Source organism: Klenkia brasiliensis, assembly GCF_900100695.1.
GTDB classification, from domain to species: Bacteria; Actinomycetota; Actinomycetes; order Mycobacteriales; family Geodermatophilaceae; genus Klenkia; species Klenkia brasiliensis.
Map to the genome: position 1 here is coordinate 224588 of NZ_FNCF01000006.1, position 19031 is coordinate 243618.

Annotated in this window: 18 protein-coding genes; 13 read left to right on the forward strand and 5 right to left on the reverse strand. The window is 77.2% G+C overall.

What is annotated here, in order from left to right; all coding sequences use genetic code 11:
• The first annotated feature begins 20 nt into the window (after positions 1–20).
• The 5 genes from BLT39_RS18055 (at position 21) to BLT39_RS18075 (ending at position 4643) form a co-directional block, all read left to right on the forward strand.
• Complete coding sequence (locus BLT39_RS18055) at positions 21–1298, forward strand: competence/damage-inducible protein A (protein WP_091066929.1); 1278 nt, start codon at positions 21–23, stop codon at positions 1296–1298.
• Positions 1299–1338: 40 nt separating this feature from the next.
• The gene (locus BLT39_RS18060; RefSeq protein WP_091066932.1) at positions 1339–1728 is read left to right on the forward strand and encodes an SRPBCC family protein; all 390 of its coding nucleotides are present in this window, start codon (positions 1339–1341) and stop codon (positions 1726–1728) included.
• 19 nt (positions 1729–1747) lie between these two features.
• A complete protein-coding gene (locus BLT39_RS18065) occupies positions 1748–3382 on the forward strand; it encodes an acyl-CoA dehydrogenase family protein (RefSeq protein WP_091066936.1) in 1635 nt (544 codons plus the stop codon).
• A gap of 19 nt (positions 3383–3401) precedes the next feature.
• Positions 3402–3872 (forward strand): DnaJ family domain-containing protein, encoded by a 471-nt coding sequence (locus tag BLT39_RS23390; RefSeq protein WP_091066940.1) that lies wholly within the window; start codon positions 3402–3404, stop codon positions 3870–3872.
• A 93-nt stretch (positions 3873–3965) separates the two neighbouring features.
• The gene (locus tag BLT39_RS18075; protein ID WP_207508117.1) at positions 3966–4643 is read left to right on the forward strand and encodes a GNAT family N-acetyltransferase; all 678 of its coding nucleotides are present in this window, start codon (positions 3966–3968) and stop codon (positions 4641–4643) included.
• Between the two features lie 3 nt (positions 4644–4646).
• Here BLT39_RS18075 and BLT39_RS18080 read toward each other — a convergent pair whose 3' ends face one another.
• The 3 genes from BLT39_RS18080 to BLT39_RS23125 form a co-directional block, all read right to left on the reverse strand.
• Positions 4647–5177: an NUDIX domain-containing protein gene (locus BLT39_RS18080; RefSeq protein WP_091066943.1), complete on the reverse strand. Its 531-nt coding sequence runs from the start codon at positions 5175–5177 to the stop codon at positions 4647–4649.
• A 4-nt stretch (positions 5178–5181) separates the two neighbouring features.
• On the reverse strand, positions 5182–6768 hold the full coding sequence (locus BLT39_RS18085) for an HNH endonuclease signature motif containing protein (RefSeq protein WP_091066947.1): 1587 nt from the start codon (positions 6766–6768) through the stop codon (positions 5182–5184).
• A gap of 116 nt (positions 6769–6884) precedes the next feature.
• Complete coding sequence (locus tag BLT39_RS23125; protein WP_242658528.1) at positions 6885–7565, reverse strand: TetR/AcrR family transcriptional regulator; 681 nt, start codon at positions 7563–7565, stop codon at positions 6885–6887.
• Between the two features lie 163 nt (positions 7566–7728).
• On the opposite strand from BLT39_RS23125, the gene BLT39_RS18095 reads away from it, so the two are divergent.
• The 5 genes from BLT39_RS18095 to BLT39_RS18115 are packed head-to-tail and all read left to right on the forward strand — an operon-like array spanning position 7729 to position 14131.
• Complete coding sequence (locus BLT39_RS18095) at positions 7729–8406, forward strand: NYN domain-containing protein (protein WP_242658529.1); 678 nt, start codon at positions 7729–7731, stop codon at positions 8404–8406.
• The gene (locus BLT39_RS18100; RefSeq protein ID WP_207508118.1) at positions 8403–9971 is read left to right on the forward strand and encodes a phospholipase D-like domain-containing protein; all 1569 of its coding nucleotides are present in this window, start codon (positions 8403–8405) and stop codon (positions 9969–9971) included. Before BLT39_RS18095 ends, BLT39_RS18100 begins: the two co-directional genes overlap by 4 nt.
• Positions 9972–9993: 22 nt before the next feature.
• The gene (locus BLT39_RS18105; protein ID WP_091066956.1) at positions 9994–11640 is read left to right on the forward strand and encodes an ABC transporter transmembrane domain-containing protein; all 1647 of its coding nucleotides are present in this window, start codon (positions 9994–9996) and stop codon (positions 11638–11640) included.
• Positions 11637–13343: an ABC transporter ATP-binding protein gene (locus tag BLT39_RS18110; protein WP_091066960.1), complete on the forward strand. Its 1707-nt coding sequence runs from the start codon at positions 11637–11639 to the stop codon at positions 13341–13343. Before BLT39_RS18105 ends, BLT39_RS18110 begins: the two co-directional genes overlap by 4 nt.
• Before the next feature lie 53 nt (positions 13344–13396).
• Positions 13397–14131, forward strand: coding sequence for a class I SAM-dependent methyltransferase (locus BLT39_RS18115; RefSeq protein WP_091067410.1), 735 nt, complete (start codon positions 13397–13399; stop codon positions 14129–14131).
• Here the strand turns inward: BLT39_RS18115 and BLT39_RS18120 are convergent, their stop codons facing one another.
• The gene (locus BLT39_RS18120) at positions 14132–14584 is read right to left on the reverse strand and encodes an Lrp/AsnC family transcriptional regulator (RefSeq protein WP_242658530.1); all 453 of its coding nucleotides are present in this window, start codon (positions 14582–14584) and stop codon (positions 14132–14134) included.
• Positions 14585–14686: 102 nt separating this feature from the next.
• On the opposite strand from BLT39_RS18120, the gene ddaH reads away from it, so the two are divergent.
• Both ddaH and BLT39_RS18130 read left to right on the forward strand, forming a co-directional pair.
• Positions 14687–15538 (forward strand): dimethylargininase, encoded by an 852-nt coding sequence (gene ddaH / locus BLT39_RS18125; protein ID WP_242658531.1) that lies wholly within the window; start codon positions 14687–14689, stop codon positions 15536–15538.
• Complete coding sequence (locus BLT39_RS18130; RefSeq protein WP_091066966.1) at positions 15535–16569, forward strand: ornithine cyclodeaminase; 1035 nt, start codon at positions 15535–15537, stop codon at positions 16567–16569. Before ddaH ends, BLT39_RS18130 begins: the two co-directional genes overlap by 4 nt.
• Positions 16570–16680: 111 nt before the next feature.
• Here BLT39_RS18130 and BLT39_RS18135 read toward each other — a convergent pair whose 3' ends face one another.
• A complete protein-coding gene (locus tag BLT39_RS18135) occupies positions 16681–17577 on the reverse strand; it encodes a LysR family transcriptional regulator (RefSeq protein WP_091066969.1) in 897 nt (298 codons plus the stop codon).
• A gap of 125 nt (positions 17578–17702) precedes the next feature.
• Between BLT39_RS18135 and BLT39_RS18140 the strand changes: the two genes are divergently transcribed.
• Entirely contained in the window at positions 17703–19010 is a 1308-nt protein-coding gene (locus BLT39_RS18140; RefSeq protein WP_091066973.1) for an ArgE/DapE family deacylase, read from the forward strand.
• The last annotated feature ends 21 nt before the right edge of the window (positions 19011–19031 follow it).

Below are 19031 nucleotides of genomic sequence, written 5' to 3' on the forward strand. Positions count from 1 at the left end.
GGCGCCTAGTGTCGGTGCGCGTGGGAGCACGCGCGGGCATCGTCGTCACCGGCACCGAGGTCCTCACCGGCCGGGTCACCGACCGGAACGGCCCCTGGCTGGCCGAGGAGCTGCGCCGGCTCGGCGTCGACGTCGGCTCGGTGGTCGTGGTCGGCGACCGGCCCGAGGACCTGCGCGCGGCGCTGGGCTTCCTCGCCGCGGGCACCGACCTGGTCATCACCTCCGGCGGGCTGGGGCCGACCGCGGACGACCTGACCGCCGAGGTGGTCGGGGACTTCTGCGGCCGCCCGTCGGCGGTCGACGAGGACCTCGCCCGCCGGATCGGCGCGATCGTGGACAGGCTCATGGCCCGCCGGGGGTGGCGGGTCGACCCGGCCGCCACCGAGGCCGGCACCCGCAAGCAGGCCCGGGTGCCGCAGGGCGCCGTGGTGCTGGAGCCGGTGGGCACCGCGCCGGGTCTCGTCGTCCCGCCGGTGACCGGCGACGGGCCCCCGGTCGTCGTCCTCCCCGGCCCGCCGAGCGAGCTGCAGGCGATGTGGCCGGCCGCGCTGGCGGCCGCCCCCGTGCGGGCGGTGCTGGACCGGGCGCAGGAGCTGCGCCAGGACACCCTGCGGCTGTGGGGCACCCCGGAGTCCGAGCTCGCCGCCACGCTGCGCCGGGTCGACGACCAGCTCGCCGGCCTGGAGATCACCACCTGCCTGCGCGACGGCGAGCTGGAGATCGTCACCCGCTACGCGCCGGACGCCGCCGACGCCTACGGCCGGCTGGTCGAGGCCGTGCGCAGCGACTACGCCGCCACCCTGTTCAGCGAGGGCCCCGAGGTCGACGCGCTCGTCGCCGACGCCCTGGCCGAGCGCGGCCTGACCGTGGCCACCGCCGAGTCCTGCACCGGCGGGCAGCTGGTCGCCCGGCTGATCGACCGGCCCGGCGCCTCGGCGTGGGTGCCGGGCGGGGTGGTGTCCTACGCCAACAGCGCCAAGGAGCAGCTGCTCGGCGTCCGCCCCGACACCCTGGCCACCGTCGGCGCGGTCAGCCCCGAGGTCGCCCGGCAGCTCGCCGACGGCGCCCGCGACCGGTTCGGCGCCGACGTCGGCATCGGCGTCACCGGCATCGCCGGGCCCGGCGGGGGCAGCCCGGACAAGCCGGTGGGCACCGTGCACCTGTGCGCGGTCGGCCCCGACGGAGTCGTCACCCGCTCCCTCGTCGTCCCCGGGGACCGGGCGGCCTTCCGCAAGCGCACCGTGACCGTCGGCATGCACCTGCTCCGGGCGCTGCTGCTCGGCGGCCCGCCGGCATGATCACGTTCCACGTGGAACCGCGGTGGGCAGGAGGACCGGCATGAGCTCGCTGCGCCTGCACGCCACCGGCGCCGTCCACCCCGACGAGGCCTGGGACCGCTACCTGCACCCGGCCAAGTGGTCGGACTGGTCGCCGCAGATCCGCGGGGTCGACACCGACGCCGTCCGCATCGACCCCGGCGTCACCGGCAAGGTGATCGGTCCGCTGGGGGTCTCCGCGCCCTTCGTGGTCGACGCCGTCGACGACGCCGCCCGGGAGTGGACCTGGTCGGTGGACATCGGCCCCGGCACCCTGGTCCTGGTGCACTGGGTGCGCCCCGGCCCCGAGGGCGGGACGACGACCGGGCTGAAGGTGTCCGGGCCGCTCCTGCCGGTGGTCGGCTACGTGCCGCTGGCCGCGTTCGCCCTGCAGCGGCTGGTCCGTCCCTGACGGGTCGTACCGTCGCGGGGTGACCGACACCCACACGGTGACCAACCAGGTGCCCCCGTTGGTGGGGCACGACCCGGTCGCCGGCGACACCGCGCTGGTCGAGGCGTGCCTGCGCCACGCCGACGCGCTCACCCTGGACTCGCTGGAGGACCTGGGCGCGCTGGCCGGCAGCGAGCAGGCCGCCGAGTGGGGCCGGCTGGCGAACGAGAACCCGCCGCGGCTGCGCACCCACGACCGCACCGGGCACCGCGTCGACGAGGTCGAGTTCCACCCCGCCTGGCACGAGCTGATGACCGCGGCGTTCGCGCACGGGCTGGGCGGCACGCCGTGGGCGCTGGCGTCGGCCGAGGAGCCCGACCCGCACGCCCACGTGCGCCGGGCGGTCGGGTACCTGGGCTGGACGCAGGTCGAGGCCGGCCACGGCTGCCCGGTGACCATGACCTACGCCGTGGTCCCCGCGCTGCGCCGGGCGCCGGAGCTCGCGGTGGTGTTCGAGCCGGGCCTGACCTCCACCACCTACGAGCCCGGCCTGGCCGACCCGCGCACCAAGGCCGGCCTGGTCGCCGGCATGGGGATGACGGAGAAGCAGGGCGGGTCCGACGTGCGGGCCGGCACCACGCGGGCCACCCCGCGGATCGACGGCACCTACCACCTGACCGGCCACAAGTGGTTCACCTCGGCGCCGATGAGCGACCTGTTCCTGGTGCTCGCCCAGACCGAGGAGGGCGTCTCCTGCTTCCTGGTGCCGCGGATGCTGCCCGACGGCGGGCGCAACGTCTTCCGGCTGCAGCGGCTCAAGGACAAGCTGGGCGACCGGTCCAACGCCTCGTCGGAGGTCGAGTTCGACCGCACCGTCGGCTGGCTGGTGGGGGAGCCCGGCCGCGGCGTGCGGGCGATCCTGGACATGGTCACCACCACCCGGCTGGACTGCGTGCTGGGCTCGGCGGCCACCGTGCGCGCCGCGCTCACCCAGGCGCTGCACCACGCCCGGCACCGCTCGGCGTTCGGCGCGCTGCTGGTCGACCAGCCGCTGATGCGCAACGTGCTCGCCGACGTGGCGGTGGAGAGCGAGGCGGCCACCGCGCTGGCGGTCCGGCTGGCCGCGGCGCAGGACGCCGGGGAGGCCGACTTCCTGCGGCTGGCCGGGGCCGCGGCGAAGTTCCACGTCTGCAAGCGCACGCCGGCCGTGGTGGCCGAGGCGCTGGAGGTGCTCGGCGGGAACGGCTACGTCGAGGAGTCGGTGCTGCCGCGGCTGTACCGCCAGTCGCCGCTGAACTCGATCTGGGAGGGCAGCGGCAACGTCATCGCCCTGGACGTGCTGCGCGCGATGGAGCGGGACTCCGCGTCGGTGGCCGCCGTCCTCGCCGAGGTCGGTGCCGCCGCCGGTGCCGACGACCGGTTCGACGCCGCCGTCGCGCGGCTGCGGGCCGAGCTCGCCGACCCGGTCGACCTGCCCTTCCGCGCCCGCCGGGTGGCCTCGCTGCTGGCGCTGTGCCTGCAGGGCTCGCTGCTGCTGCAGCACGCCCCCGGCGCGGTCGCCGACGCCTTCTGCGCCACCCGGCTGGCCGGGGACTGGGGCAGCGTCCTCGGCACGCTGCCGGCCGGCACCGCCGCCGGGGAGATCGTCGAGCGCGCGGTGGTCGCCCCCGCCTAGCGGTGGGAACCTGGGCGGGGTGACGCAGCGCAAGCCCGAGGGCATGTCCTTCGAGACCTGGGTCGACCACCAGATCCGGACGGCGGACGAGCGCGGCGCCTTCGCCGACCTCCCGGGTGCGGGCAAGCCGCTGCCCCGGGACGACGGCCCGCAGGACAGCTACACCTGGGCGCTGGCCTGGGCCCGCCGGCAGGAGCCGGACGCGGCCTTCCTGCCGCCCTCCCTCGGGCTGGGCCGTGAGCGCGACGACCTGCCCGACCGGCTCGCCGCGCTGACCCGCGAGGACCGGGTGCGGGCCGCGGTGCGGGAGTTCAACGACCGGGTGGCGGCGTCCTGGCGCACCCCGCTGGACGGGCCGCCGGTCGTCGTCCGCAAGCACGACGAGGAGGCCCTGGTCGCCGCCTGGCGGGCGGCCCGGCCGACGCCCGCGCCCGCCGCACCGCCCCCGGCCGCGCCTGCCCGCCGTCCCTGGTGGCGCCGGCGGCGTTGACCGGGGTGCTCCCGTGGGACGGCTGCGGCGGGAGGGACGACGCGCGCCCCCGGCTGCGGGGGCTCACGGGGCGACGGCGTTAGCGTGGGGACGATGGCGATCGACCTGAGGCGGCGGCTGGCGCACCCGCGCCCGGTCCTGCCCGGGCCCGGCGACCGGCCGGTGGTGCCGCCGCTGGTCACCCCGCGGCTGCGGCTGCGCCCGGTCCGCCCGGCCGACGGCGACGCCGTGGTCGCGCTGCACGGCGACCCGGAGGTCATGCGCCACCTGGGCACCGGCCGGCCCGTCCCGGCCGCGCGGGTGCGCGACCGGGACCTGCCCCGGCTGCTGGCCGACCACGGCCCGCTGCCGCTGGGCTACTGGGCCGCCGAGGACCGCGCCACCGACGCCTTCGTCGGCTGGTTCGAGCTGCGGCCGATGGTCACCGAGACCGTCGCCGCCGTGGAGCTGGGCTACCGGCTGCACCGCTCCTACTGGGGCGGCGGGCTGGCCACCGAGGGTGCGGCCGTGCTCGTCGACGCGGCGTTCGCCAGCACCGACGTCGACGAGGTCGTGGCCACCACGCTCGCGGTGAACACCGGGTCCCGGCGGGTGATGGAGAAGCTGGGGCTGACCTGGCGGCGGACCTACACCGAGGACCGCACCGCCCCGATCACCGGCGCCGAGCTCGGCGAGGTCGAGTACGCGGTGACCCGCGCCGACTGGCGGCCGCTGCGGCCGCAGCCCTTCCACCGGCGGCAGCCGCGCCGCCGGCTGGTCCGCCGGGCCTGAGGGTCAGCGCCCCCGGTCGAGCAGCAGCAGCGCGTAGCCGGCCAGCGAGGGCCCGTCGGTGAACCCGCCGGCGGCGATGCGGGCCACCAGCTCGGTCTCGGGCACGAAGGCGTGCACCATGTCGGCCTCGGTGACCTCCCGCGCGGTCGGCCCGGGCGTCAGCCCGGTGGCCAGCCACACGTCGAACTCCTGCGTGGACAGGCCGGGGGAGACGTCGAGGTGGCCCAGGTGGCGCAGGTCGGCCGCGCGCAGCCCGGTCTCCTCGGCCAGCTCGGCGCGGGCCAGGTCCGCCGGGCTCCCGGACGCGCCGTGCGACCAGGTGCCTTGCGGGAACTCCCAGCAGCGCCGGCCGACCGGGTGCCGGTGCTGCTCGACCAGCCAGAACCCGTCGTCCTCGGCCGCGATGACCAGCGCGAAGTGCGGCTTCTCCACCACTCCGTACACGCCGGTGCTGCCGTCCTCACGGACGACGACGTCCTCGCGGACCCGGGTCCAGGGGTTGCGGTAGACCTCGCGGCTGCTCGTGGTGCGCACCCGGTCAGCCTGCCAGCGGCAGGTTCCCTGCGGCCTCGGCGGCCTCGGCGGCCTCGGCGGCGGCGTCGTGCGCCACCCGGTGGCGCCGGAGCACCTCCCGGTTGTCCAGCAGCACCCCGACGGCGTACCGGACGTCGAGGCGCTCACCGTTGGCCGCCCAGCCGAGCGGCAGGTCCGAGGGGGTGTCGACGAACGACTCCGCCCCACGGTCGGCGTGCTCGTCCTGCCACACCGGGGTCCCGTCGACCGCGTGGGCGAGGAGCCGTCCGGACCGGCGGTGCAGGGTGAGGTCGAGGTCGTGCACTGCCCCGTGGTCGCGGTCGCACAGCAGGACCAGGTTGTCGACATCGGTGCGCCCGCCGTGCAGCCAGTGCCGCAGGTGGTGGGCGTGCAGCCGTTCGGGACGGTCCTCGGAGCACCCCGGCCGCGCGCAGCCGCCGTCGCGGACCAACAGGGCCCGGCGCTGGGCCGTGCTCGCCCGCCGGCGGGTCCGGCCGCAGGCGAGCACGCGGGCGCCGTCGACGAGGACCGCGGTGACCGCGGCGTCGCACGCCAGCCGTCGCGCCTGGGCCGGGCTCAGCGCCGCGACACCGTCGATCGACGCCTGACCGGCGGCGAGGTCGTCGGCGAGGACGGTCGCGTCGACCCGCACCAGCACCTCGCGGCGCGCTGGGTCGCCGGGCCGGGTGTCGACGTGGCCTGCCCCGGCGCGCACCAGGTCGACGAAGGCCGTGGCACGGCCCACGGTGACCCGGTGCTCCCTGCGCGCGGACGCATCGGCCGCGGACCCGCCCGTCTCGTCGTCGGCTGCGGTGCGGGCCACGCGCTCGCGTCGGCCGAGCACCTCGGCCCAGTTCTCGACGGCGGCGACGACCTCGGCGGCGTGCTCGGCCGGCAACCGCAGGTGCAGGGAGACCGTGCCGTCACCCTCGTCGCGCCAGTCGAACCGGTGCTCGGGGCCGCGGTGGCGGGCGGTGGCGTCGGCGCCCTCGGGCCATCGGTCGGCCCAGACCTGGGCGGCAGCGCGCCGGCCGGCCACCAGCGCCTCGTCGGGCGTGGCACCGGCCTCCTCGGCCTCGGCCCGCGCCTCCTGGTCGGCCTCCTCGGCGCGGACGCGGGTGTGGGCCGTGGTCCGGTCGTCGGAGCGGCGCCACCCGGCGACGACCCGCTCGAGCTGGGACGCCGTGGTGTGCTCGGCCAGCCGGAGCAGGGTCTGCTCGGTCTCCTCGGTGGCCACCCGGACGACCGCGCGGACCTTGGCGTAGGACAGCTGCCCGGCGCCGAAGGCGGCCGTCACCGCCGGCAGCGTGCGCAGGGCCCGGGCCACCCGGACGTGCTCGCGTGCTGCGCCCGGGCTCAGGCCGCACTGCCAGGCCAGCCAGTGCGCGCACGACGTCACGCCCGGGAGGGCCCACCCCCGCCGCCGGTCGAACTCCTCGACCAGGGCCAGCCACGCCGCCGTCGCGGCCGCGATGGCCACCGCTCCGGACCGCAACCGGGTGGCCAGCGCCTCGACGGCCTGCTGCTCGGCCCTGCGTTGCTCGTCCTCCCGGTCGGCGTCCTCCGTCACGTCCTCGACCACCGCGTGCACGTCGCCTCCTTGGCTCGAACTGGTGTTCGACAGGATGGCGGCGGGGTCCGACAAGAACCCGGACCGTGCTCGGACGGCGACCCGGTGTGCGCGGCGGCGTCTCCGCGGAGACGCCGTCAGCGGACGGCGAGCCCGGCCGGGGTGCAGACGGCGAGGACGGCGCGGAGGTGGCCGGGCAGCTCCTGCTGCACCCGCGACAGGGCCTCGCAGGCCGGGACGCCGGGCACCAGCGCCCGTCGGTGGGCGTGCGCGTGCGTGCGGGTGGTGGCCAGCAGCAGCGCGGCCGCCCACGGCGCGTCGACGTCGGGCAGCTGCTCGGCGATGGTGGCGGTCAGGCCCTGCTCGGTCTCGGCGAGGATGGTGCGCTCGTAGCTGGCCAGCACCGGCGAGGAGTCGATCTGCCCGGCCATCGCCAGGTTGTCGGGGTCCTCCAGCGAGTGCAGGTAGCCCAAGGTCCGCTCGGTCAGGTGCCGCACCAGGACGTCGGCCGGGTCCTCCTCGACCTCGGCCGGCGGCAGCTGCGGCATCTCCAGCGCGTACGGGACACGCCCGAGGAAGAACAGCGCCTCCTTGCTCGGCGCGTGGTTGAACACCGTCTGCACGGCGACGTCGGCGGTCCGGGCGATCTGCAGGACGGTGGTGTTCTCGAAGCCCTGCGCCAGGAACAGGGCGCGTGCGGCGGTGACGATCTGCTCGCGGGTGCGCTCCCGTTTGCGGTCCCGCCTGGAGATCTCGGCCAGGACGCCTCCCCCGTCGATGCTGTGCGGCAGCCACGAACTGTATGAGACCTGGAACAAGACCGTCCAGCGTCGCCGGCGTGACGGCTGCGACGATGCACCGGTGGAGACCCCCCGGCGACGACGTGCCCGGCGCGCCACCGCGCCGGCCGGACCCCCGGAGCGGGTGACCCCGGCACCCGCTCCGGCCCCGGTCGCCCCCGCGACCCGGCACACTGACCCGGTGACCGCGACCGAGACCACCGACCCCGGGTCCGGCGTGGCCGTGGACCGCCCCGCGCTGGACCTGCTGGTGTGGGACGCCCCGAACATCGACATGACCCTGGCCACGGTCATCGGTGCCCGGCCGACCGCGGCCTCCCGCCCGCGCTTCGACGCCATCGCCGCCTGGTTCGTCGGCGGGTCCGGCGAGCCCGGGCGCGGCGGCGCCGACGACGTCGAGGCCTGCGTGTTCGCCAACGTGCCCCCGCAGCACGTGACCACGCTGCGCGGCTGGGTCGAGGCCCTGCGCAGCTTCGGCTACTCGGTGTTCGCCCGGCCCAAGAGCCGCCCGGACGACGACATCGACCAGTCGATGCTCGACCACATCGAGGTGCGCGCGGCCAGCCACCGGCTGCGCCGGCTGGTGGTGTTCTCCGGCGACGGCCGCAACTTCGCCGAGCCGCTCGAGGACCTCGCCCGCGCCGGCACCGACGTCGTCGTCGTCGCCTTCTCCGAGGTCGCCGGCTACGCGATCAGCTCCGACCTGCTGCACTTCGTCGACATCGAGGACGTGCCGGGGGCCTTCGCGGCGCCGCTGGACCGGGTCCGGCTGGACTCCCTGCCGCCGGACGGCGCCTGGCTGCGGCCGACCAAGAGCCTCCGCGACGCCGCGGCCGCCTACTCGACGAAGCACCCGTGACGGCCCCGGGGGAGGAGGGCACCCGCACCGACCCGGGGACCGGCGGGTTCGCCGCCGTCGTCCCGAGCCCGCGGGAGCCGGTCGACCCGGCCCCGGTCGAGGGCAGCGTGCTGGTGCCCGGCGAGACCGTCTGGCGGATCGAGCAGGCCACCCGGCACGCGGTCTTCGTCGACGCCGCCGACTACTTCGCCACCCTCAAGCAGGTGGTGCTGCAGGCGCAGCGGCAGGTGCTGTTCATCGGCTGGGACTTCGACCCCCGCATCCGGATGGACCCGCGGGCACCGGGACGGGGTCGCGACGACCGCGTCGGCCGGGTGCTGGCCGCGGCCGTGGAGCGCAACCCCGACCTGTTCGTCGGCGTGCTCCAGTGGGACCTGGGCATGCTCGAGGCGCTGGGCCGCGGCCTGGCCCCGCTGGTGCTGATCAACCGGCGCACCCCCGACCGGCTGCAGCTGCGGGTCGACACCCACCACCCCCTCGGCGGCGCGCACCACCAGAAGATCGTGGTGGTCGACGACTGCCTGGCCTTCGCCGGCGGCATCGACGTCACCGCCGACCGCTGGGACACCTCCGAGCACCTGGACCGCCAGCGGCACCGGCACCGGCCGCGCTCGGCCCGCACCACCCAGCCCTGGCACGACGTCACCAGCCTGGTCTCCGGCCCCGCGGCCAAGGCCCTGGGCGACCTGGCCCGGCGGCGCTGGGCCGCGGGCACCGGCGAGGACCTCGACCCCGTCGAGGGCGTGGAGCACTGCTGGCCCGAGCAGGTGCCGGTGCTGCTGTCCGACGTCGACGTCGCCATCTCGCGCACCCGGCCGCGGCACCGCGACTGGGAGCTGGTGCACGAGATCGAGGACCTGTGGCTGGCCATGGTCGCCAGCGCCCGCCGGTGCGTCTACATCGAGAGCCAGTACTTCGCCAACCGCCGGGTCGCCGAGGCCATCGCCGAGCGGCTGGGCGAGGAGGACGGCCCCGAGTTCGTCGTCGTCAACCCCGAGACCGCCGACGGGTGGCTCGAGGAGAAGGCGATGGGCACCGCCCGCGCCAAGCTGCTGGGCATGGTGCGCAAGGCCGACGTGCACGGCCGGTTCGGCGTCTACGTGCCGGTCACCGAGAAGCGCGCGCCGGTCTACGTGCACGCCAAGGTGTGCGTCGTCGACGACCGGCTGCTGCGCATCGGCTCCTCGAACCTGAACAACCGGTCGATGGGCCTGGACACCGAGTGCGACCTCACCATCGAGGCACCCGCCGGTGACCCGCGGCGCGCGGAGATCTCCGCGGCGGTGCTCGGCGTGCGTGACCGGCTGCTCGCCGAGCACCTCGGGGTCGGCCCGGACGACGTCGCCGCCGCGGTCGCCGCGCACGGCGGCTCGCTGCTGGCCGCGGTCGAGGCCCTGCGCCGGGACACCGGCCGCTCCCTGCAGCCCTTCCAGCCGCCGCGGCAGGGGCTGATCGACACCCTGCTGGCCGACACCGAGCTGCTCGACCCCGAGCACACGCCCTCGAAGGTGCAGCGCGTGGTCGGCCGGGTGCAGCGCCGGGGCCACCGCCGCCCGCGCGCCTAGCGGCCGGTTAGGGTGCCCTCACATGGACGGGCACCCGAGGACGGCGGACGGCCTGCTGCGGCGGGCGCTGCGCCGGCACCCGCGCGAGCTCGGGGCCGCCACCGTGCTGCTGTCGCTGCACCAGGCGTGCGAGGCGCTGGTCCCGGTGGCCATCGGCGTGACCATCGACCGGGCGGTCGCCACCGGCTCGGTGCCGGCGCTGCTGGCCTGCCTGGCGGCCACGGCGCTGCTGTTCGTCGTGCTCTCCCAGGCCTACCGGTACGGGGCCCGGCACGTGGTCACCGGCTGGTGGACCGAGACGCACCGGCTGCGGGTGGAGGTGGCCGCCCGGGTGCTCGACCCGCACGGCCTGCGCGGTGCGCCCCCGGCCGGGGAGCTGCTGAGCACCGCGACCGACGACGCCGAGCGGGCCGGCCGGGTGGTCGAGGCCGCCTCGCTGGTGGTGGCCGGGACGACCGCGCTGGTGGTGTCGGCCTTCGGGCTGCTGGCGGTCAGCGTGCCGCTGGGCGTCGGCGTGCTGCTCGGCGCGCCGCTGCTGGTCGGGCTGCTGCAGCTGCTGGGCCCGTGGCTGACCCGGCGCACCGCCACCCAGCAGGCCGACGTCGCCCGCGCCGCCGGCCTGGCCGCCGACCTGGTCCGCGGCACCCGGGTGCTGCGCGGGATCCGCGCCGAGGACGCCGCCGCCGACCGCTACCGGCGGGCCAGCCGTGCCGCGCTGGCCTCCACGCTGCGCTCGGCGGGCGCCATCGGTGCCTACCGCGGTGCGACCGTGCTGGGCAGCGGGTTGTTCGGCGTCGCCGTCGCCGGGGTGGCCGGTGCGCTGGCGCTGGACGGGGCGATGACGGTCGGCCAGCTGGTGACCGTCGTGGGGCTGGCCCAGTTCCTCGCCGAGCCGGTCGGCCTGCTCGGCTTCGCCGGCCAGAAGGTGGCCGAGGCCCGCGCGTCGGCGGCCCGGCTGGTCGCCGTGCTCACCGCCGAGCCGCTGCACCCGGTGGGCGCCGCACCGCGGCCGGGCCCGGGGGCGCTCGCGGTGCCCGCAGCCGGGTTCCACGTGGAACCCGGCGAGGTGCTCGGGGTGGTGGCACCCGACCCCGCCGACGCCGAGTCGCTGGTGGCCCTGCTCGGCCTGCGCCGGCCGGTCACGCCCGGGGAGCTGCTGCTGGACGGCGCGGACGCCGCCGCGCTGGACCCGGCCGCGGTCCGCGCCCGGGTGCTGGTCGAGCCGCACGCGGTGGTGCTGTTCGAGGGCACCCTGCGCACCGCGCTGGACCCGGCCGGCGCCGCCGACGACACCGCGCTGACCCGCGCCCTGGCCGCGGCCGGCGCCGCCGACCTGCCCGACCTGGACCTGCCGGTGGCCGACCGCGGCCGGTCGCTGTCCGGCGGGCAGCGGCAGCGGGTCGGCCTGGCCCGCGCCCTGCTGCGGGCCCCGGACGTGCTGGTGCTGCACGACCCGACCACGGCGGTCGACGCGGTCACCGAGGCCGACGTCGCCGACGGCCTGCGCGGGCTGCGGGCCGGCCGGACGACGGTGCTGGTCACCAGCAGCCCGGCGCTGCTGGGCCGCTGCGACCGGGTCGTGGTGCTGCGCGGCGGGTCGGTCGAGGCGGTCGGCACGCACGCCGAGCTGACCGGGCACGCCGGCTACGCCGCGGCGGTGCTGCGGTGACCGGCTCCCTGCTCCCGGTCGCCACCCCGCGCCGGGCCGGCCGGGTGGTCTGGACGCAGCTGCGCGCGCGGCCGCTGGCCACCGCGGCGACCGCGCTGTCGGCGGTCGCGGCCGCCGCGGCCGGTCTGCTGGCCCCGGCGGTGCTGGGCCGGTTGGTGGACGCCGTCGACCGCGGCACCGGGTCGGTGTGGCCCTACGCGTGGGCGCTGCTGGGGGCGGCGGTGCTGGCCGCCGTCCTGACCGGGGTGTCGACGGTGCTGGTGGCCCGGCTCGGGGAGACCGTGCTGGCCCGGCTGCGGGAGGCCGTGGTGGACCGGGCGCTGCACCTGCCCTCGGCGACGCTGGACCGGGTGCGCGGCGGCGACCTGCTGTCCCGCGTCACCGACGACGTCGCGAAGGTCGCCGAGGCGGTGACCAGCGCGCTGCCGCAGGTCGCCGCGGCCGGGCTGACGGTGCTGCTCACGCTCGTGGGCCTGGGCGCCCTGGACTGGCGGCTGGCGCTGGCCGGGGCGCTCGCGCTCCCGCTGTACGTGCTGGCGCTGCGCTGGTACCTGCCGCGCTCGGCGCCGCGGTACGCCGCCGAGCGGGTGGCGATGGGGGAGCGGTCGCAGGCCCTGGTCTCCTCGCTGCAGGGGGTGGACACCGTGCACGCCTACGCCGACGAGGCCCGGCACCGCGCGGTGGTCGACGAGCGGTCGGGCCAGGCGCTGCGGATCACGCTCGGGGTCTTCCGGCTGTTCACCGACTTCGGCTGGCGGATGAACCGGGCCGAGTACGTCGGGCTGGCCGCCGTCCTCGCGGTCGGGTTCTGGCTGGTGCGCGACGGCGACACCACGGTCGGCGCGGTGACGACGGCGGCGCTGTTGTTCCACCGGCTGTTCGGCCCCCTGGGGCTGCTGCTGGTCACCTTCGACGACGTGCAGTCCGCCGGCGCCTCGCTGGTGCGGATGGTCGGGGTGGCGGACCTGCCGGTGCCGCCGTCGCCGGCACCGGCGTCCGGGCGGCCGGCGGTCGAGCTGCGCGGGGTGGGCCACTCCTACGGCGGGGCACCGGTGCTCGCCGACGTCGACCTGGTGCTCGCGCCGGGGGAGCGCGTCGCGCTGGTGGGGGCGTCGGGGGCGGGCAAGACCACGCTGGCCGGGGTGCTGGCCGGTGCCCTGCGGCCCACCGCGGGCGAGGTGCTGGTGGACGGCGCGCCGGCCGACCTGCGCGCGCACGTCGGCCTGGTCAGCCAGGAGGTGCACGTGTTCGCCGGGACGCTGGCCGACGACGTCCGGCTGGCCCGCCCCGGTGCCACCGATGCCGAGGTGGCCGCCGCGCTGCGCACCGTGGGCGCGGACTGGGCCCTCGGGCTGGGCCTGGGCACCCTCGTCGGCGACGGCGGGCGCACGCTGACCGCCCCGCAGGCCCAGCAGCTGGCGCTGGCCCGGCTGGTGCTCGCCGACCCGCCGGTCGCGGTGCTCGACGAGGCCACGGCCGAGGCCGGCAGCGCGGGCGCCCGGGACCTGGAGGAGGCCGCGACGGCCGCCACCGCCGGGCGCACCACGCTGGTGGTGGCGCACCGGCTGACCCAGGCCGCCCGGGCCGACCGGGTGGTGGTGCTGGCCGCCGGCCGGGTCGTGGAGCAGGGCACCCACGCCGAGCTGGTCGCCGCGGGCGGCCGCTACGCCGACCTGTGGTCGGCGTGGACCGCCCGCGGCTGACGTCCGGGGAAGTCGGTGGCGGGCCCGGGGCCCGGGCTGGCAGCCTGCCCCGCGTGGTGGACCTGTCCGACGTCTTCTGGCTCGCCCACACCGGCCTGCCCCGGGAGGCGCCGGGCTCGCGCCGGACCACCGAGCTGCTGCTCGCCCTGGCCGGTCCGCTGCCCGACCGGCCGCGGGTCCTGGACGCCGGCTGCGGCACCGGCCCGGCGTCGGTGCTGCTCGCCGGGCTGACCGGGGGCGACGTCACCGCGGTCGACCTGCACGCCCCCTTCCTCGCCGCCGTCGCCGAGCGCGCCCGCGCCGCGGGGGTGGCCGACCGGGTGCACCCGCTGCGGGCCTCGATCGACGCGCTCCCGCTGGCGCCGGGCACGGTCGACCTGGTGTGGGCCGAGGGTTCGGCGTACACGGTGGGGGTGGACGCGGCGCTGGCGGGGTGGCGGCCGCTGCTCGCGCCCGGCGGTGCCGTCGTCCTCACCGAGTGCGGGTGGACGACGGCCGCCCCCGCCCCGGGTGCCCGCGCCTTCTGGGACCGCGGCTACCCCGCGATGCGCAGCACGGCCGGCGACGTCGAGGCCTTCCGCGCCGCCGGGTGGGTCGTGCACGCCACCTACCTGCTGCCCGACGCCGACTGGGCCGCCTACTACGACCCGCTGGCGGCCCGCATCGAGCAGCTGCGCGCCGAGGGCGTCGACGGGGCCCTGCTGGACCAGGTGGGCGAGGAGGTCGCGGTGCGCGCCGCGCACGCCGGCGACTACGGCTACACCGGCTACGTGCTGCGCCCCCGCTGATCAGACCGGGGGGACGGCGGCGCGCTGGAAGAGGCGGGACAGCACGATCTCGGTCTGCGTGCCGGTGACGTCGGGCAGGCCGCGGATGCGCTGCAGCACCTCCTCCAGGTGCCGCACGTCGCGGGTCTGCACCTGCAGGACGGCGTCGGGCGCCCCGGAGACGGTCCAGGCGCTCACCGCCTCGGGCAGCGCGCCGAGGTCCTGGGTCAGCCGGCGCGGGGAGACCACGCCGGAGTAGGAGACCTCGACGTAGGCCTCGGTCGACCAGCCCAGCGCCGCGGGGTCGACCACCGCGGTGAACCCCCGGATGGCGCCCGAGGCCAGCAGGCGGTCCACCCGCCGCTTGACCGCCGGCGCGGACAGCCCGACCTCGTCGCCGATCTCGGCGAAGGTGGCCCGGGCGTCGCGCTGCAGGGCGGTCACGATCCCGCGGTCGATGTCGTCGACGATCACCGGCGAAGCGTTGCACCTGGAGCGGCCAGAACGCAACGGATCGACGGTACGGCACAACGGCCGGGGATCGACTGCGTGGGCGCGCGGCCCGACCATGGATCGGTGACCTTCCCCGTCCAGCAGGCCGCCCCTGCACCGGAGCGCACCGCGCGCACCCGGCACTTCGTGATGTGCCCGCCGACCCACTTCGACGTGGTGTCGGTGCTCAACCCGTGGATGGACCCCGCCGTCCCCGTCGACCGCGACCGGGCGATGAGCCAGTGGTCGGGGCTGGTCGCTGCCTACCAGTCGCTCGGCCACCGGGTCGACCTGCTGGCGCCGGGCCCCGGCCTGCCGGACATGGTCTTCGCCGCCAACGGCGCCCTGGTCGTCGGTGGCCGCGCGTTGGGTGCGGCCTTCCTGCACCCCGAGCGCCGGCCCGAGGCTGCGCTGCACCGGGAGCTGCTGGCCGAGCTCGGCATCGCGGTGCACGAGCCGGTGCACACCAACGAGGGCGAGGGCGACTTCGCCGTGGTCGGGGACCTGGTGCTGGCCGGCACCGGCTTCCGCACCGACCGCGCCGCGCACGCCGAGGCCCAGGAGGTGCTCGGCGTCCCCGTCGTCTCCCTGCAGCTGGTCGACCCGCGCTTCTACCACCTGGACACCTGCCTGGCGGTGCTCGACGACACCACCGTGGCCTGGTTCCCGGCCGCGTTCTCGGCCAGCAGCCAGCAGGTGGTGCGCACGCTGTTCCCCGGCGCGGTCGAGGCGACCGAGGCCGACGCGCTGGCCTTCGGGCTGAACGCGGTCTCCGACGGCCGGCACGTGCTGCTGCCGGTGGCGGCGACGACGCTCGCCGCGGACCTGCGGGCGGCCGGTTTCGAGCCGGTCGGGATCGAGCTGGACGAGCTGGTGAAGGCGGGGGGCAGCGTCAAGTGCTGCACCCTCGAGCTGCGACAGGAGGAGCGGGCATGACCGCGTTCGTGGGTGTGCAGGACATGGCGCGGCTGCTGGCCGCCACCGGCGTGGGCCCGGCGATCGCCCAGGTCGCCGAGCGGGTGCACGCGGACTTCGTCCGCTGGGCGGAGTTCGACAAGACCCCGCGGGTGGCCAGCCACTCGCCGATCGGCGTCATCGAGCTGATGCCGACCAGCGACGGGCAGCGGTACGGGTTCAAGTACGTCAACGGCCACCCGACCAACCCCGAGCGCGGCTTCCAGACCGTGACCGCGTTCGGCGCGCTGGCCGACGTCGACACCGGCTACCCGCTGCTGCTGGCGGAGATGACCCTGCTGACCGCCGTGCGGACGGCGGCGACCTCCGCGGTGGCGGCCCGCGCGCTGGCCCGGCCCGACGCGCGCCGGCTGGCCCTGGTCGGCGCCGGCAGCCAGGCGGAGTTCCAGGCCTGGGGCATGCGCACCGCCCTGGGCATCACCGACCTCGCGGTGTTCGACCCCGACCCGGCCGCCGCCGCCAAGCTGGTCCGCCACCTGCAGCCGGCCGGGTTCACCGTCACGTTGTGCGCGACGGCGGGCGAGGCGGTGCGCGGCGCCGACGTCGTCACCACCTGCACCGCGGACAAGGCCCGGGCCCTCGTGCTCGACGCCGCCGACGTCGCCCCCGGCACCCACCTCAACGCCATCGGCGGCGACTGCCCCGGCAAGACCGAGCTGCCCGTCGAGCTGGTGCGCGCCGCGAGCGTGTTCATCGAGTTCGAGGCCCAGACCCGCGTCGAGGGCGAGATCCAGGCCCTGCCCGCCGACTCGCCGGTCACCGAGCTGTGGGAGGTGCTGGCCGGGCGCCGTCCGGGCCGCACGCGGGCCGACGAGGTCACCCTCTTCGACTCGGTGGGGTTCGCCGTCGAGGACTTCAGCGCGCTGTGCTGGCTCGCCGACGCCGTCCGGGGCACGCCGTGGTCGACCGAGCTGGACCTGGTCGCCGACCCGGCCGACCCCAAGGACCTCTTCGGCCTGGTCGCCGCTGCGGGGGCCCCGCTGCCGGCCTGACCCGTCCGGGTGGCGCGCCCTCTTCTGTTGTGCGCAATGAGGTGCCACACTCCACGCAGTCGGGTGCACCGGGTTCGAGAAGAGGGTCCGGTGCACACGGCCCGCGGTGGCTCAGCCCCGCAGGATGCGGCGGGCCGCCGCGGTCAGCTCGGCCACCAGCTGCTCGTCCACCCCGGAGTGCGCGATGAGCTCGACGCTGCGGTGCAGGGCGTCGTCAGCCACCGGGACGCCCACCACCCCCTCGGCCGTCCGGTCGGCGATCGACGCCGGCACCAGCGAGATGCCGAGCCCGGCCGCCACGTAGGCGGCCACCAGCAGGTAGTCGTCGCTGCGCGCGCGGGCCCGCGGGCGGAACCCCACCGCGCCCGCCGCCGCCCGCAGCAGCAGCTCGATCGGCTCGTCGGGCTGGGCGGAGAGGATCCAGTCCTCCTCGGCGAGGTCCTCCAGCTCCACCCCGGCCAGCGTCCCGGCCAGCCGGTGCCCGGCCGGGACCAGCAGGCTCAGCGGCTCCTCGGCCAGCACCCGCCGGTCGCAGCCCGGCGGCACCGGCCGGGTGTCCGCGGCGCTGGTGTAGACCACCGCCGCGTCGACCCGCAGCTCGGCCAGGTCCCGGCGCAGGACGGCGACCTCGGCCTCCCGGACGGTGATCCGCACGCCCTGCGCGCGGGACCAGGACAGCAGGTGCGGCAGGAGCAGCAGCCCCGCCGAGGGGTAGATGCCCAGCACCACCCGCCGGCGCCGGTCCCGCGCGAACGCGCGCACCTCGGCCAGCGCGCGTTCGCTGCGCTCCAGCACGGCCCGGGCATGGGGCAGCAGCTCGGCGCCCGCCGGGGTGAGCCGGGAGCCGGTCGGGGTCGCCGAGACCGCCGGCGTGCCCAGCTCGCGGGCCAGGCCCCGCAGGTGGTGGGTGACGGTCGGCTGGCTCCACCCCAGCGCCGCCGCGGCCCGGGAGACCGAGCCGGCGTCGGCGACCGCGCACAGGGCGGCGAGCTGGCGGAGGTCGAGCACCCCGGATGCATACCAGGTATGGAGCGACCCACGGATGACGCTCTTCTGCCTGGCCCCCCGCAGCGGCCACGATGTCGCCGCCGGGGCGGCAGGCGCGCCCGGGGGACGCTCGAGGAGAGGGCGACATGACCGCAGTGGCCGATCTGGTCGGTGTGCAGGACCGGGCGCTGTCCCGGGCCGAGCTCGCCGTGCTGGACGCGATCGACGAGCAGGGCGTGGTGGAGGACCTGGTCCGGTCGATCCGGGTGCCCAGCACCACCGGCTCGGACGCGGAGACCGAGGAGCAGCACCAGCAGGCGGCGGCGCTGACCCGGCTCGGCTTCGACGTCGACACCTGGGCGCTGGACCTGCCCGCGCTGGCCGCGCACCCGGACTTCCCGGGCACCGAGGCGCCGCGCACCGAGGGCGTCGGCGTGGTGGGCGTGCTCGGCCCTGCCGGGGTGCCGGCCCTGGTGCTGCAGGGGCACGTCGACGTCGTCCCCACCGGCGACCTGGGCAAGTGGGTGGACCGCGACCCGTTCAGCGGCGCGGTGCGCGGCGGCGCGGTGCACGGCCGCGGTGCCTGCGACATGAAGGCCGGCTGCGCGGTCAACCTGGGCGTGGCCCGGGCCCTCGCGGCGTCCGGGGTGCGGCTGGAGCGCCCGTTCGCGGTGCATTCCGTGGTCTCCGAGGAGGACGGCGGGCTGGGCGCGTTCGCGACGGTGGTCCGGGGGCACCGGGGCGAGGCCGCGGTGATCACCGAGCCGACCAGCGGGCGGGTACTGGTGGCCAACGCCGGGGCGCTGACCTTCGAGCTCACCGTCGACGGCCGGGCCGCGCACGGCAGCACCCGGCTGGAGGGGCACAGCGCCGTGGAGGCGTTCCTGCCGGTGTTCGCCGCGCTCACCGAGCTGGAGCGGGAGCGCAACGCCGCGCCGCACCCGCTGTTCGCCGGCCAGCCGCTGCCCTACCCCATCTCGGTCGGCACGCTCCGCGCCGGTGACTGGGCCAGCAGCGTCCCCGACGTGCTGGTCGCCGAGGGCCGCATGGGCGTCCGGCTCGGCGAGGCACCGGAGGAGGCGCGGGCCGCACTGCGCCGCGCCCTGGACGACCTCGCCGCCGGTGACCCGTGGCTGCGCGACCACCCGGTGCGGCTGGCCTGGACCGGCGGCCAGTTCGCCAGCGGCCGGCTCGCCGAGGGCCACCCGCTGCTCGGCGAGGTCACCCGCGCGGTGCACGACGTCGAGGGCCGGACGGCGGCGGCCGCGGCGGCGCCCTACGGCAGCGACCTGCGGCTCTACACCGGTCTGAGCGGCATCCCGACGCTGCAGTACGGCCCCGGCGACGTCCGGTTCGCGCACGCCCCGCGGGAGCAGGTGCGCATCGAGGAGGTGCTGCGCACGACCCGCACCCTGGCCGTGCTCGCCGCGCGCCGCTGCGGCGCCCACCTCTGACGCCGGCGTGGGCGGGGCCGG